The organism is Clostridium sp. HCS.1, assembly GCF_047900555.1.
Taxonomy (GTDB): Bacteria; Bacillota; Clostridia; order Clostridiales; family Clostridiaceae; genus Clostridium.
Map to the genome: position 1 here is coordinate 1,809,135 of NZ_CP170704.1, position 16,022 is coordinate 1,825,156.

At 28.2% G+C, this 16,022-nt stretch carries 12 protein-coding genes; all 12 read left to right on the forward strand.

Annotated elements, in window-relative coordinates; translation table 11 throughout:
* The first annotated feature begins 65 nt into the window (after positions 1 to 65).
* The 12 genes from ACFYH6_RS08655 (at position 66) to ACFYH6_RS08710 (ending at position 15,993) form a co-directional block, all read left to right on the forward strand.
* Positions 66 to 1,421: a nucleobase:cation symporter-2 family protein gene (locus tag ACFYH6_RS08655; RefSeq protein WP_316343148.1), complete on the forward strand. Its 1,356-nt coding sequence runs from the start codon at positions 66 to 68 to the stop codon at positions 1,419 to 1,421.
* A gap of 227 nt (positions 1,422 to 1,648) precedes the next feature.
* On the forward strand, positions 1,649 to 3,409 hold the full coding sequence (locus tag ACFYH6_RS08660; protein WP_316343149.1) for a sigma-54 interaction domain-containing protein: 1,761 nt from the start codon (positions 1,649 to 1,651) through the stop codon (positions 3,407 to 3,409).
* Positions 3,410 to 3,533: 124 nt separating this feature from the next.
* Positions 3,534 to 5,825, forward strand: a complete 2,292-nt coding sequence (gene xdhA / locus ACFYH6_RS08665; RefSeq protein ID WP_416179462.1) for a xanthine dehydrogenase molybdenum-binding subunit XdhA — start codon at positions 3,534 to 3,536, stop codon at positions 5,823 to 5,825.
* A gap of 12 nt (positions 5,826 to 5,837) precedes the next feature.
* Positions 5,838 to 6,719: a xanthine dehydrogenase FAD-binding subunit XdhB gene (gene xdhB / locus ACFYH6_RS08670; RefSeq protein WP_416179461.1), complete on the forward strand. Its 882-nt coding sequence runs from the start codon at positions 5,838 to 5,840 to the stop codon at positions 6,717 to 6,719.
* Positions 6,712 to 7,185: a xanthine dehydrogenase subunit XdhC gene (gene xdhC, locus ACFYH6_RS08675; RefSeq protein WP_416179460.1), complete on the forward strand. Its 474-nt coding sequence runs from the start codon at positions 6,712 to 6,714 to the stop codon at positions 7,183 to 7,185. Before xdhB ends, xdhC begins: the two co-directional genes overlap by 8 nt.
* Before the next feature lie 53 nt (positions 7,186 to 7,238).
* Positions 7,239 to 8,600: an 8-oxoguanine deaminase gene (locus ACFYH6_RS08680; RefSeq protein WP_416179459.1), complete on the forward strand. Its 1,362-nt coding sequence runs from the start codon at positions 7,239 to 7,241 to the stop codon at positions 8,598 to 8,600.
* Between the two features lie 76 nt (positions 8,601 to 8,676).
* Positions 8,677 to 9,246, forward strand: coding sequence for an NTP transferase domain-containing protein (locus tag ACFYH6_RS08685; RefSeq protein WP_416179458.1), 570 nt, complete (start codon positions 8,677 to 8,679; stop codon positions 9,244 to 9,246).
* Positions 9,247 to 9,333: 87 nt separating this feature from the next.
* Positions 9,334 to 10,554 carry a YgeY family selenium metabolism-linked hydrolase gene (locus ACFYH6_RS08690; protein WP_416179457.1) on the forward strand — a complete coding sequence of 407 codons (1,221 nt, stop codon included), beginning with the start codon at positions 9,334 to 9,336 and terminating at the stop codon, positions 10,552 to 10,554.
* A 175-nt stretch (positions 10,555 to 10,729) separates the two neighbouring features.
* Positions 10,730 to 12,004: a sigma-54 interaction domain-containing protein gene (locus tag ACFYH6_RS08695; protein WP_316343156.1), complete on the forward strand. Its 1,275-nt coding sequence runs from the start codon at positions 10,730 to 10,732 to the stop codon at positions 12,002 to 12,004.
* A gap of 17 nt (positions 12,005 to 12,021) precedes the next feature.
* Positions 12,022 to 12,687, forward strand: a complete 666-nt coding sequence (locus tag ACFYH6_RS08700) for an HAD family hydrolase (RefSeq protein WP_316343157.1) — start codon at positions 12,022 to 12,024, stop codon at positions 12,685 to 12,687.
* A gap of 223 nt (positions 12,688 to 12,910) precedes the next feature.
* The gene (gene ssnA / locus ACFYH6_RS08705; RefSeq protein WP_416179456.1) at positions 12,911 to 14,239 is read left to right on the forward strand and encodes a putative aminohydrolase SsnA; all 1,329 of its coding nucleotides are present in this window, start codon (positions 12,911 to 12,913) and stop codon (positions 14,237 to 14,239) included.
* Between the two features lie 35 nt (positions 14,240 to 14,274).
* Positions 14,275 to 15,993: a hypothetical protein gene (locus tag ACFYH6_RS08710; RefSeq protein WP_416179455.1), complete on the forward strand. Its 1,719-nt coding sequence runs from the start codon at positions 14,275 to 14,277 to the stop codon at positions 15,991 to 15,993.
* Positions 15,994 to 16,022 lie beyond the last annotated feature (29 nt).

Below are 16,022 nucleotides of genomic sequence, written 5' to 3' on the forward strand. Positions count from 1 at the left end.
ATTATCATAGATTCTCGAGTGATGTATTGAATTAAATTAATTTACATGAGGGGGAATATATTACTATGATACAAGTAGGAAAGAGAGAAGATAGAAGTACTTCAGTTTTTGATTTAGATGGAGTTCCATCATTAGAAAAAGCAATACCATTATCACTACAACATTTACTTACTATGATAGTTGGAAACGTTACACCAGCTTTAATCGTTGCAGGAACAACAGGTCTTGGAACAAGTGATACAACTCTTTTAGTGCAATCTTCATTTTTGATAGCTGGAATAGCTACATTAATGCAGTTATATCCTTTGTGGAGAATAGGATCAGGATTACCAATGGTAATTGGTGTAAGTTTTACTTATGTACCAACTTTAGTTGCTATAGGATTAAATTATGGTATTGAAGCTATTTTTGGTGCACAATTAATAGGTGGACTAGTAGCTATAATATTTGGTGCTTTTTTAAAGCCAATGAGAAAACTATTTCCACCATTAGTTGCAGGAACTGTTGTATTTTCAATAGGATTATCCTTATATCCAACAGCAGTAACATATATGGCAGGTGGCTCTAGCGCAATTGATTTTGGATCACCTATAAATTGGATGATAGCAATGATTACTTTGATTGTTGTATTATTTTGCAACCATTTTACAAAGGGATATTTTAAATTAGCATCTATTTTAGTTGGAATAATAGTAGGATATATCTTTGTATTATTTTTAGGAAGAATTGATTTTACTCCTGTTATAGAGGCCTCATGGGCTCAAGTTCCAACTATAATGCCTTTTGGTATTAAATTTGAACCTGCAGCTATAATAGCAATTAGCGTAATATATATTGTTAATTCTGTAGAAGCTGTAGGGGATCTTTCAGCTATAACTGAAGGTGGTTTAAGTAGAGATGCAAAGGATACTGAAATATCTGGAGGAATAATAGCAAGTGGAATAGCTAGTTCCTTAGGAGTAATATTTGGAGGTCTTCCAACAGCAACTTATAGTCAAAATGTTGGAATAGTAGCAATGACAAAAGTTATTAGTAAATTTATTGTAATGTTAGCAGCTGTATTTATGTTAATTGCAGGATTTATTCCGAAATTTGGAGCATTAATTACAACTATACCACAAAGTGTTTTAGGTGGAGCTAATATTATAGTTTTTGCAATGATTACAATGACTGGAATTAAAATAATAATTAAAGATGAATTATCAAGTAGAAATGTTACTATTGTAGGTCTTTCTGTTGCTTTAGGAATGGGAGTAACACAAGTCCCAGGTGTCTTGGATGCTTTTCCAAGTGGAGTAGGTATGGTTTTTGGAAGTTCACCAGTTGTAATAACTACTATAGCAGTTATACTACTAAATTCAATATTACCAAAACAAAGTATTGAAGATGAAGAAATTGAAAGAAGTAAAATAGAAGGATAATATATTAAAGATTATGGAGCTTATTTAACAGCTCCATAATAATTTTTATGTTATAAAAATTATTTAATAAAAATATTAAATCAATATAAAATGTAAAAGCTCCTTTAGGAGTTTTTTCTTTAATTTTAAATTATACATCTCTATTATTTATATGAATAAAGTGGCATATAAATTGCTATAAATATATAAGTAAATTAAGGCTAGAAAACAAAAAGAGGTGTTTAGATATGTCATCCATATTAAAAGAGATTCAAAGTGCTGTAATGAGATATATAAATATAGTTGAAAAAATATTAAGTGTTGACGTTGAAGTAGTTGATGAAAATTTAATTAGAATAGCTGCAACAGGTGCATATAAAAATAGAATTGATAAAGACATATCAAAACAAGGTTATGCTTATAGAGAAGTATTAAAAAGTGGAGAATTCAAGGCTATAACAGAGCCAGGAAAAGATAGCATATGTAGAAATTGTATAAAAAGAGGTAAATGCGAAGAGTTATTTGAAATGAGTACTCCTATAAAACTTCAGGGTAAAATAATAGGAGTTTTAGGACTTGTTTGTTTTAATGAAGAGCAAAAAGAACAAATACTTGAAAAATTTGATAATTATAAAGCTTTTATGGAGCAAATAGCTGAATTTATAAGTACAGCTGCTTATGAAAATCTGCAAAGAAAAAGAGAAGATGTAGTTTTAAAATCTTTAAATTTAATTATCGATAAAATGGATCAAGGAGTAATGGTCTTAAATAAAAATGATAAAGTAACTCATATTAATTCAAAAGGTGTTGAATTAATTAAGCATGTAGATAATTTTTTTGCTTCAAAGGTAACTATTGAAAGTACTGGAGATAGTTTATTTCAAATGGAAATATATAAGGTATCCATTGGAAATCAAAGCTATCAGTTTATAGGAAACATATTTCCTATGGGTTTAAATGATAATCAGTTTGATAAAATATTTGTATTTAGAGACTATAAAGGCTTTAGAGATAATATTTCAGAATATACTAATATAAAAAATACAATTAAAACTGAGAATATTCTAGGACAAACTCTTATAATGCAAGATTTAAAAAGAAAAGTAAAAAGAATAGCCTTATCTACATCTACAGTATTAGTAACTGGTGAAAGTGGTACAGGTAAAGAAGTATTTGCAAGAGCAATACATAATGAAGGAAACAGGAAATCTAAGGCTTTTGTTGCCATAAATTGTGGTGCTATACCAGATACATTACTAGAAAGTGAATTATTTGGATATGTTAAAGGTGCCTTTACAGGAGCTGATCCTATGGGTAAGATAGGAAAATTTGAACTTGCAAATAAGGGGACAATCTTTTTAGATGAAATCGGTGATATGCCAATTTATTTACAAACAAAATTACTAAGAGTATTACAAGAAAGAAAAATAACTAGAGTTGGATCAAATAAAGAAATTGATATAGATGTTAGAGTTATTGCAGCTACCAATAAAAACTTAAGTGAATTAATAAGAGAAAATAAATTTAGAGAAGATTTGTATTATAGATTAAATGTAATACCTTTTGTTATACCTCCTTTAAGGGATAGGATAGAAGATATTGAATTACTAATAGAATTTTTTATAGATAAATATACTAATTTATTAGACAAAAGCTTTGAAAATATAGTAATAACAGAGGATGTAAAGAAAGCTTTTTATAGATACTCCTGGCCTGGGAATGTTAGAGAATTGGAAAATACAATAGAATTTATAGTTAATATGATAGGTACAGATGGGATAATAGATAAAGAAGTTATACCTAAAAATATTTTATCAAGGGATAGAATAGATAGTGCTTTAGATAGAAAAGAAATAATTCCTCTTAAGGAATTAGAAGAAATAGAAATAAAAAAAGCATTAGAGCTATATGGAACAACAACAGAAGATAAAAAATTAATAGCAAAAAAATTAGGAATAGGAATAGCTACTTTATATAGAAAAATTGATGAATATAAGCTTTTAAAATAAAAGACAAAGCATTTATTTATAATTTATGCATATAAAATATCCATGTAATATAAATGATATTATAGGATATTACAATATAAATATTAAATATAAAAGGGAATTAAAATTTTTTTGGAGGTGTAAAATGACTTATAAAGTAATAGGCAGCAATATAAATAGGATTGATGCAGTTGCTAAAGTTACAGGGAAAGCAAAATATGTTGATGATTTTTTCGAGAGGGACATGCTTGTTGGTAAGGTTTTAAGAAGTCCTTATGCCCATGCAAAAATAATCGATATAGATTTTAGCGAAGCAAGTAAATTAGAAGGAGTAGAGGCAATAATAACTCATAAAGAGCTCCCTAAAATAAAATTTGCCACAGCAGGTCATCCATGGTCTTTAGAGGTTAGTCATAGAGATATTGAAGATAGACTTATATTAACTGATAAAGCAAGATTTGTAGGAGATGCTATAGCAGCAGTTGTAGCAACTAATGAAGTAATAGCAGAAAGAGCACTAAATCTTATAAAAGTAGAATATGAGGTTTTACCACATATCTTAAAATCAGAAGATGCAATTAAAGATGGAGCACCAATAATACATGATGAAAGACCAAATAATGTATTAAGTGAAATGGGATCAGAGTCTGGAAATGTTGATGAAGACTTTAAGAATGCTTATGAAATTTTTGAAGATACCTTCGAAACTAGCATAGTACAACATTGCCAAATGGAAAATCATAGTGCATATTCCTATGTTGATGGTGAAGGAAGAATTGTAGTAGTTTCATCTACACAAATACCGCATATAGTAAGAAGAATTGTAGGGCAAGCTTTTGGAATTTCTTGGGGAAAAATTAGAGTAATTAAGCCATATGTTGGTGGTGGCTTTGGAAACAAGCAAGATGTAGTTTTGGAACCGCTAACAGTGGCTATGAGTCTAGCTGTAAATGGTAAACCTGTTAGATATACATTAGATAGAGAGGAATGTTTTATTGATACAAGAACTAGACATGCTATGAAGTTAAAATTTAAAACTGCAGTATCTAAAGACGGAAAATTACTTGGATTATCTATAGATAATTTAGTTAATAATGGAGCTTATGCATCTCACGGACATTCAGTTACTATGAGTGCTGGTAGTAAATTTAGACCATTATATAATTTTAATTCAATAAAATACAAACCAAAAACAGTTTATACTAATTTACCAGTAGCAGGTGCAATGAGAGGCTATGGTGCACCACAAATGTTTTTTGCTATAGAAAGTCATGTTGAAGATATAGCAAGAAAATTAAATATGGATCCAATAGAGTTTAGATTAAAGAATTTAATTAGTGAAGGTTATATAGAACCAGTTAGTAAAAATATTGCAAGAGCTTTTGCACTTCCTGAATGTATACAAAAAGGAAAAGAGTTAATAAATTGGGATGAAAAGAAGAAAAATTATAAAAATCAAAAGGGAGATAAAAGAAGAGGCCTAGGAATGGCATGCTTTAGTTATTTTACTGGAACTCATCCAGTAGCTTTAGAACCTGCTGGAGCAAGAATAGTTATGAATCAAGATGGTTCAGTTCAATTACAAATTGGAGCTACTGAAATAGGACAAGGCAGTGATACTGTATTTGGACAAATGGTGGCAGAGGTATTAGGAATTCCTTTAGATATGGTACATGTTATAAGTAACCAAGATACTGATATAACACCATTTGATACAGGATCGTATGCATCAAGACAAAGTTTTGTATCTGGCGCAGCTGTAAGAAAAGCAGCTTTAGAAATAAAAGACAAGGTCCTTGAATTTGCAAGACACAAGTGTGGATTAGAAAAAGAAGCATTAGACATAGAAAATTGTAATGTTGTTGAAAAATTATTAGGCAGAACTGTTTGCACATTAGAAGAAGTTGCTATGGAATCATATTACGACAGAATAAAATATGAACCTATTACAAGTGATACTTCAGTAAATGTTAGAGTTAATTCTATTGCTTATGGAGCAACATTTACAGAAGTTGAAGTGGATATGAAAACAGGGAAAATAGAAGTTTTAGAAATTTATAATGTACATGATTCAGGAATAATATTAAATCATAAATTAGCAGAAGGACAAGTAGATGGTGGTGTTAGTATGTCATTAGGTTATGCTCTTTCTGAACAAATGCTTTTTGATGAAAAGACTGGTAAGCCATTAAATAATAATTTATTAGATTATAAGCTTCAAACTATAATGGATACACCAACAATAGGTTCTGCTTTTATAGAGAAGTTTGAACCAGCAGCAGGATTTGGACAAAAGTCTCTTGGTGAAAATACTACAATATCTCCAGCTCCAGCAATACGTAATGCTGTACTAGATGCAACAGGAGTTGCTTTTAATAAAATTCCAATGAATCCTCAGTCAGTTTTTGAAAAATTCAAAGAGCTTGGCTTAATATAAGGAGGAAGAAAAATGTTTGATATAAATAATATTTACCAACCTAAAACATTAAAAGAAGCATTAGATCTGTTAGATAATAAAGAGAATATAAAGATTATTGCAGGTGGAACAGATGTATTAATAAAATTACATCATGGAGATCTTGCTGGAATTGAACTATTAAGTATTAGAGATATAGAAGAATTAAAGGAAATAACTCTAAATGATGAAGGAGATATAGAAATTGGAGCAATGGCATCATTTAGTGATATTTTTAGAAGCAATGTAATAAATGAAAATATTTATGTGCTATCAGAAGCAGCAGTTTCCATGGGAGGACCACAAGTAAGGAATGTGGCTACAATAGGTGGAAATGTATGTAATGGTGCTGTTTCAGCAGATAGTGCTACAAGTCTTTTTGCCCTTAATGCAGAACTTTTACTTAAAACAAAAAATGAAGAAAGAATAATACCTATTAAGGAATTTTATTTAGGACCAGGAAAAGTAAGTATACTTCCAAATGAGATATTAGTAAAAATAATAATAAGAAAAAAAGAATATTTAGGTTATAAGGGAAATTATATAAAATTTAGTAATAGAAAAGCTATGGATATTGCAATGCTAGGAGTTTCTGTTGTAGGAGCCATTGAAAATAACTACTTTAAAGATTTAAGAATTTCCTTAGGAGTAGCAGCTCCAACGCCAATAAGATGCTTAAAAGCAGAAGAATTTTCAAAGGGTATTGAAGTGAATATGAATAATATTATTGAAATATCAGAAAAAGCTTTATTAGATGCAAGGCCAAGAAATTCCTGGAGAGGTTCAAAGGATTTCAGAGAGCATTTAATAAAAGAATTAACTAAAAGAGGAATTATAGAAATAATTAAAAGAGCTGGAGGTGTAGTTAATGAATAATGAATTTATGAAGAAAATTTCATTAACAATAAATGAGAAAAAACATAATATAGAAGTTGATATAAGAGAAACACTTTTAGATGTACTAAGAGAAAGACTTCATTATACTGGAGTTAAAAGAGGATGTTCTGTTGGAGAATGTGGTGCTTGCACTGTATTAGTTGATGGAGTTCCAATAGATTCATGTATATATATGGCTGTATGGGCAGATGGAAAAGAAATTTTGACTGTAGAAGGATTAGAGAAAAATGGAGAATTATCTAAAGTACAAAAGGCATATATAGATGAAGGTGCTGTACAATGTGGATTTTGTACTCCAGGATTAGTTCTTACAACTACATCTCTTGTAAATAGTGGTAAGAAATATAGTGATGAAGAAATAAAAAGAGAAATATCAGGACATTTATGTCGTTGTACAGGATATCAAAAAATATTTAATGCTACTAAAAAATCTTTAGAAGAATAAATTTATTAATATGCATTGTAAATGATTAATTTATTAAAGGTGGAGGGGTTATTATGAAAAATAGCTTGTTTATAAAAAATATTAAAGCTTTAATAACTTGTGATGAAAATGATAATTTATTTGAAAATGTGAATTTATATATTGAAGATGGCGTTATAAAGTATATAGGAAATGATGCTTATGAAGCAAATGAAGTAATCGATGGGAAGGATATGAATGTATATCCAGGACTTGTAAATAGTCATCATCATCTATTTCAAACCTTTACTAGAAATTTACCACAGGTTCAAAATATGGAGCTTTTTGATTGGTTAACTACATTATATGAAATATGGAAAGGGGTAGTTTCTGAATCAGTAAGATATAGTTCTCTAGTTGGAATGGGAGAGTTAATGAAATATGGTTGTACTACTTGTTTTGATCATCATTACCTATTTCCACAAAATGCAGAAGAAACACTTATCGATGAACAATTCAATTCAGCTAAAGAGCTTGGTATAAGATTTCATGCTTCACGAGGAAGTATGGACTTAAGTAAAAAAGATGGTGGATTGCCACCAGATTCAGTAGTTCAAAGAATGGATAGAGTTTTATATGATTCAGAAAGAGTTATAAAAAAATATCATGATGCTAATGAATTTTCAATGAGACAAGTTGCTCTAGCACCCTGTGCGCCATTTAATGTTACAGCTGAACTTATGAAAGAAAGTGCAGCTTTAGCGAGAAAATATAATGTAAGACTTCATACACATTTAGCTGAAACAAGAGATGAAGAAAAATATACTCTTGAAAGATTTAATATGAGACCTCTTGAATATATGGATACTCTTAATTGGGTTGGTAGTGATGTTTGGTATGCACATGGTATTCATTTTAATACAGAGGAGCTTAAAGTTTTAGCAAAAACACAAACAGGAGTAGCACATTGTCCAATTTCTAATATGAAATTATCATCAGGTATAGCAAGAATTCCAGAAATGATAAGTTTAGATGTTCCAGTAGGATTAGCTGTTGATGGAAGTGCTAGTAATGATGGCTCAAATCTTTTAGAAGAACTTAGAGTTTGTTATTTACTTCATAGATCAAATTGGAGTAATAAGGCACCAACTGGATATGATATTTTAAAACTAGCTACAAAAGGTAGTGCTAGAGTTCTAGGAAGAAAAGACTTAGGTGAACTTTCTGTAGGAAAGGCAGCAGATTTATTTATGATAAATTCTAATAGAATTGAGTTTATAGGAGCAGAATATGATCCAAAATCAATATTAGGAACACTTGGTTTTAAATCTCCTGTAGATTACACTATTATTGCAGGAAAAGTAGTGGTTAAAAATGGAAAGCTTATTACTATAGATGAAGAAAAAACTGTATTTGAAGCTAGGAAAGCTGTAGATAATTTATTTTCTAAAATATAAATTAAGAAGGATAATTATTATAAATTAAATAACTTAATTTATAGATAGCTTATCTAATGACAAGGGTGTGGATAAAATGAATGGTATTATTTTAGCATCAGGGTTTAGTAAGAGAATGGGGAAAAATAAATTATTAATGAACTTTGGTGAAGAAGTAATTCTCCAAAAGGTAATAAGAGAAATTAAAAAATGCAATATAATTAATTTAATATTAGTAGCAAGAGAAGAAAGTGTTATTAAACTTGGAATAGAAGAAGGAATAGAAGTAGTAAAAAATGAATTTGCAGATTTTGGGCAAAGTCAGTCCATACGACTTGGATTAGATAAAGCAGATGCAGATAATAATTTTATGTTTTTTTGTGGAGACCAGCCTTTTATAGATTGTTACTCTATAAATAAATTAATAGATTTTTCTTTAAAGTTTAAAGATAGCATTGTAATACCTAGAGTTAAAGATAAAGTTGGAAGTCCTGTTATTTTTCCAAGACTTTTAAGGAGTGAATTAGAAGCTCTAGAGGGAGATGTAGGAGGACGAAAAGTAATAAAAGATAACCAAGATAAAGTTAAATATGTAGATTTAAATAATGAACTTTTTTTACAAGATATTGATACTCTAGAGGATTATATGAGGTTTATTATTAAATAATAAATGAAATGCAAATTATAAAAAAGCATAGCTATGCGTTAAATAATAAAGAAATATATCTTTAGAAATAAGGTGGGGGGTCTAAGGATGGATTATAGATTTATATCTGAAGATGTTATAAAATGTGCAGAAAAATATAAAGAGGATATGAGTACCTTTTTAAGAGAACTAATAGCAATACCCTGTGAAAGCTGTAATGAAGAAGCTAAAATAATTAGAATAAAAAGAGAAATGGAAAAGGTAGGCTTTGATAACATAGAAATTGATCCAATGGGCAATATTTTAGGTTACATTGGTAAGGGAAGCCACTTAATAGCTATGGATGGGCATGTAGATACAGTTGGAATAGGTGATCCAAGTCTTTGGAATTATAATCCCTATGAAGGGGATGAAGACGAAGAAATAATATTAGGAAGAGGAACTAGTGATCAAGGTGGCGGAATTGCTGCTATGGTTTATGCTGGAAGAATAATAAAAGAATTAAATTTAGAAGATGATTATACATTATTAGTTACATGTACAGTTCAAGAAGAAGACTGTGATGGACTATGTTGGGAATATATAATTAAAGAAGATAATATAAAACCTGAATTTGTTATTATTACAGAACCTACAGGATGTAATATTAACAGAGGTCATAGAGGTAGAATGGAAATTAAAATTACTACCTCTGGAATAAGTTGTCATGGGTCTGCTCCAGAAAGAGGAGAAAATGCAATATTTAAAATGGCTCCAATACTTAATGAATTAAAGGATTTAGATGATAAAATAATTGATAACGATTTTTTAGGTAAGGGAACAATAACTGTATCAGAAATTTTTTATTCATCACCATCAAGATGTGCTGTACCTGATAGTTGTAGTATTTCAATTGATAGAAGGCTAACATTTGGGGAAACTTATGAATCCGCATTAGAGCAGATAAGGAATTTAACTTCTGTAAAAAACACTAATGCAAAAGTAGAAATGTATAACTACGGGAAAAAATCTTATACAGGGCTTTTATACAACACTACATCCTTTTTCCCAACTTGGTTAATACCAGAAGGTCATGAAGTTTGTCAAACCTTAGTAGATACCTATCAACTACTTTTTAAAACAACTCCTATAGTTGATAAATGGATATTTTCTACAAACGGAGTATCAATAATGGGACGATATGATATTCCTTGTATAGGATTTGGACCAGGTCATGAAGATCAAGCTCATTCACCAAATGAAAGAACTTGGAAAAGTGAAATAGTTAAATCAGCAGCTATGTATTCTTTAATTCCATTGATATATTTAGAAAAAATAAAAAATAATTAAAGCTATATGTATATAGACTTATAAAAAGAGAGGGATATTTAATTTTTGAACTTAGAGTTTATTAAGTTTTAAAGAATATAAATATCTATCTCTTTTTTTTGTTTGTACAATTAAGACAAAAATGGTAACATATAATAAATTGAGTTTATAAATACTATGGGATAAAGGTGATAGTATGGAAGAGAGATTTATTGAGAATATTGCAAATAAAATTAGTGATGGAATTATTATTTTAAATTCTAATAATGAAGTTATCTATGCAAATAATTATGTAAGAAAAGCTTTAAATGTAGGAAATAAAGATATAAATAAGATAAATGTGGATTTAGAAAAAGAAGAAAATAAAATAATAATAAGATATAATGAAATTGAGTTTGATGGAATAGGAGAAATTTTAAATATTAATAGTAGTTCTTATAACTATAAAAGTGTAATTGTATTGAACAAAATATGTAACAAAGACAAATGTAATAATGAAACTCAAAATAATGTATGGGGAGAAGTGGCTTTAGATTCTATAATTGGAGAATCAGAAGCTATGAAAAATATTAAAGACAAAATTTTAAAAATAGCAAATTCTACTTCATCAGTTCTTATTACAGGAGAAAGTGGTACAGGAAAAGAAGTAATAGCAAGAGCAATACATTCACAAAGTAATAGAAAAAATAGACCATTTATTGCTATTAATTGTGCTGCTATACCAGAACCATTACTAGAAAGTGAACTTTTTGGGTATTCAAAAGGAGCTTTTAGTGGAGCTAGTAATTCAGGAAGAGTTGGTAAATTTGAATTAGCTAATGGTGGTATTATATTTTTAGATGAAATTGGAGACATGCCACTAGCATTACAAGTGAAATTACTTAGAGTACTACAAGAAAGAAAGTTTTCTAAGATTGGTTCTAATAAAATGATAAATTTAGATATTAGAGTTATATCTGCAACTAATAAAAATATAAGAGAAATGATTAAGGAGAAAAACTTTAGAGAAGACCTATTTTATAGAATAAATGTAATTCCTATAGAAATACCTAATCTTTCTCAAAGAAAAGAAGATATAAAACCATTAGTATTAAACTTTATAGATAAATATTGTACAATTAATAATTTACCTAAAATAGATATTGAAGATAATGTAATTGAAAAATTAAAGCACTATCCTTGGAAGGGGAATATAAGAGAACTGCAAAATTCAGTAGAGTTTATGATTAATCTAGTTGATGAAGATAATTTAATAACTACAAGTATTTTACCAGAATATATAACTGAATTTTATTATAGTAAAGAAGAACCTTTAGATGATATTTTAGAGGGAGATTTAATAACCTTAGAGGAGTTAGAAAAAAAATATATAAATTATGCCTTAGAAAAGTATGGACATGATACAAAAGGAAAATCTAAAGCAGCTAAGAAATTAGGAATAGGGCTAGCTACCTTATATAGAAAAAGCTAAGAAAGGTAATTTAATTTATGAAATATAAATGTTTAATTTTAGATCATGATGATACAGTAGCTAAGAGTACTCCAGATATACATTACCCTTCTTTTATAGAAGCATTAAAAGTACTAAGACCAAATTATAGTAATATATCTCTAGAAGAATTCATTTTGAAATGTTTTAATCCAGGCTTTTCAGAGTTATGTAAGAATATTTTACATTTTAATGATAAGGAACAAGAATATCAATATAATATTTGGACTAATTATACAAAAACTAATATACCTGAATTTTATGTTGGATTTAAAGAGTTAATTAATGACTTTAAGAAAAATGGAGGAATAGTTTGTGTTTCATCTCATTCAGAAAGTCATAGAATAAAAAGAGATTATATAGTGAATTGTGGAATAGAACCAGATAAAATATTTGGATGGGACATTGATGAAGATAAAAGAAAACCAAGCCCTTATTCTATAGAAGAAACAATTAGGTTATTTAAATTAAAGCAAGAAGATATTCTTGTAGTTGATGATTTGAAACCAGGTTTAGATATGGCAAATGCAGGTGGAGTAGATTTTGCTAGTGCAGGTTGGTCACATTTAATACCAGAAATAATTAACTATATGAAAGATAATTCAAAATATTATTTACGAGATGTTAAAGAATTAAGAAACTTAATATTTGAAAAGGATAATTGATATGACAATTATCCTTTTTTATTTATAAAGTTATTAAAATATGGTGAATATTTAATTTTTCTTAAAATGATAATTAAATTTATTGATATGATAAAAATTATTTCTAATTCAGAAAAAAATAATCCAATAAATAAAAATTAAAGGGGATAAGAAGAATAATCAGCAATTGGCATGATAAATGCTAGAAATATTGATAATTCTAATTATATTGGAGGGAAGATTAATGATTCTAATAGGAAATGGTATGGTTATTACACAAAATGAAAAAATGCCATTTATAAAAAATGGAGCTGTAGTTTTAAAGGATAATTTTATATTAGAAGTAGGAGATTTTGATAATTTAAAAGATAAATATAAAGAGTATGAATTCATTGATGCTAAAGGCAAAGTTATAATGCCAGGACTCATAAACACTCATCACCATATTTACAGTGCCTTTGCTAGAGGTATGGATAATAAGGAAAATCCAGCAACAAATTTTAATGAAATATTAGAAAGATTATGGTGGAAATTAGATAAAAAGTTAGGTCTTGAAGAAACTAAATACAGTGCTTATACAACTTATATAGATTGTATAAAAAATGGTGTTACTACAGTCTTTGATCATCATGCTAGTCCAATGAGTATAACAAATAGTTTGTTTACAATAGGTGAAGTTAGTAAGGAAATTGGTATTAGAACTTCTTTATGTTATGAAGTTTCAGATAGAGATGGATTAGAGAAAAGAAATGAAGGAATTAGTGAAAATCTAAACTTTATAAAATATGCCAATAAAGATAATAGCGATATGATAAAGGGATTATTTGGATTACATGCATCCTTTACTTTAAGCGATAATACTCTAGAAAAATGTGTACAAGAAATGAATGGATTAAATTCAGGATTTCATATACATGTAGCTGAAGGTATTAAAGATTTAGAAGACTCATTAAAACATAGTGGTAAAAGAGTTGTTGAAAGACTAAATGATTTTGGAATTCTTGGAGAAAAAACCTTAGCTATTCATTGTGTTCATATTAATAATAAAGAAATGGATATTTTAAAAGCTACAAATACAAGTGTAGTTAATAATCCAGAATCTAATATGGGAAATGCAGTTGGATGTTCCCCAGTTCTAGAAATGATTAATAAAGGTATTAATGTAGGTATGGGAACAGATGGATATACAAGTGATCTTTTTGAATCAATGAAGGTTTTTCCTATAATACAAAGACATAATAACTGTAATCCTAGCGTTGCATTTAATGAAACCTTTAAAATGTTATTTGACAATAATAGAAATATTGTAAATAAATACTTTAAAAAGGAAATTGGAATTTTAAAAGAAGGGGCTTATGGTGATGTAATTATATTAGATTACAATCCATTAACACCTATGAATTCAGGTAATTTATTTGGACATATACTATTTGGATTTACAGGAAGATCTGTTATTACAACTATAATAAATGGAAAAGTCATAATGAAGGATAGAGAATTAATTAATATAGATGAAGAAAAAATATTTGATACATCAAGAAAACTTGCAAGTAAGTTATGGAGTCAAATGTAATAGATACAAATTATATATTAAAAGGTGGAGATAAAATGAGCGATGTAATGAAAGTAATATCTTTTGAGAAACTTTTAGAAATAACTCTTAAGGATTATTACACAAAGGGTAAGATATTTGGAATAGAAGAGAAAGATTTCTATAGAGATATTGATAATAGTATAGAAATGAATTTTTGCAATGAATACTTAAGATTTCCAATAGGTCCAGCAGCAGGCCCACATACACAATTAGCACAAAATTTTATAGCTGGTTATTTAACAGGTTGCAGGTATTTTGAACCAAAGACTGTTCAAATAGTAGATGGAAAAGATATGCAAGAAATGATAGAAAGACCATGTATAGATGCTAAAAACGTAGGATACAATGTTGAATGGTCTACAGAGCTAACAGTTAAAGAAGCAAAAGAGGAGTACATTAAAGCTTCTATTCTATTACAAGTTATAGGAATAGAGCTTGGCTTATCAGATGTAAAGGATTTTATATTTAACATAAGTGTAGGCTATGATTTAGAAGGAATAAAATCAGATAAAATATCTAATTTCATTGATGATTTAAAGGACTGTAAAGACACTGATGTATATAAAGAATCCATAGAAATTTTAAAGAAAAATATAAAAAGCTTTAAAAGATTCAAGTTAGAAGACATAGATAAAATTTCATCAAAAATTACAAATATAATTACTCTTTCTACTATGCATGGATGTAAGGCAAGTGAAATTTTAGATATAGCAACTCATTTAATAGAAAATAAAAAAATAAACACCTTATTAAAATGTAATTCTACTTTATTAGGATACAGTAATGTAAGAAAAATATTAAATGATTTAGGGTATGAAGACATAGAATTAAATCCTAAAGATTTTGAAAATGATTTAAAATTTGATGTTGCTAAAGAAATAATATCAAAATTATTAAAAGTAGCTAAAGATAATGATTTAATCTTTGGTGTTAAATTAACAAATACATTACCTGTAATAAATAATAAAAATATTATGCCAGGTTCTGCAATGTATATGTCTGGTAAACCACTTTATCCTATAGCTATAAACGTAGCTAAACTAATAGCTTCTGAATTTAAAGATATAATAATATCTATGTCAGGTGGAATAGATAAAAATAATGTGTTAGATGTATTCTCTACAGGAATTGCTCCCATTACTATAGCAACATTATATTTAAAACCAAAAGGATATATAAATAATAATGCTGTATTAAATGAAATGAAAAAGTTAGGGGAGATTCCTAAAGAATTGGATTTAGAAAAGCTTAATATACTAGCTGATAAAGCAAAAACAGACAGTAATTATAAGAATAAAGGCAATGCTAAAGTTATAGAAGACAAACTTGAAACCTTTGATTGCTTAAAAAGTTGTGGAATATGTGTAGATGTATGTCCTAATAGAGCTAATATGAAAGTTAAGGTTCAGGAGCTTTCAGCTGATTATCAAATAGTTCATATTGAAAAAAATTGTAATGAGTGTGGCAATTGTCATATGTTCTGTCCTAAGGGCGGATATCCATATTTAAAGAAAACAACTATTTATGATAATTTAGATGAATATAATAATTCTAGTAATACTGGTTTGTTACGAGTTGGAGAAAATAAATTGTTATTAAGAGAAAATGGGGAAAATTATATATATGAAGTGAATTCAAAGGTTGATAAGAGTAATTTAGAAATTACCTCTGAAAAATTTATTAATGATTATTCTTATTATTTTGAAGAAATAAAGGAATTAAATAAGAATTAATTAAAGAAATAGAATATAAGAGGGAAATA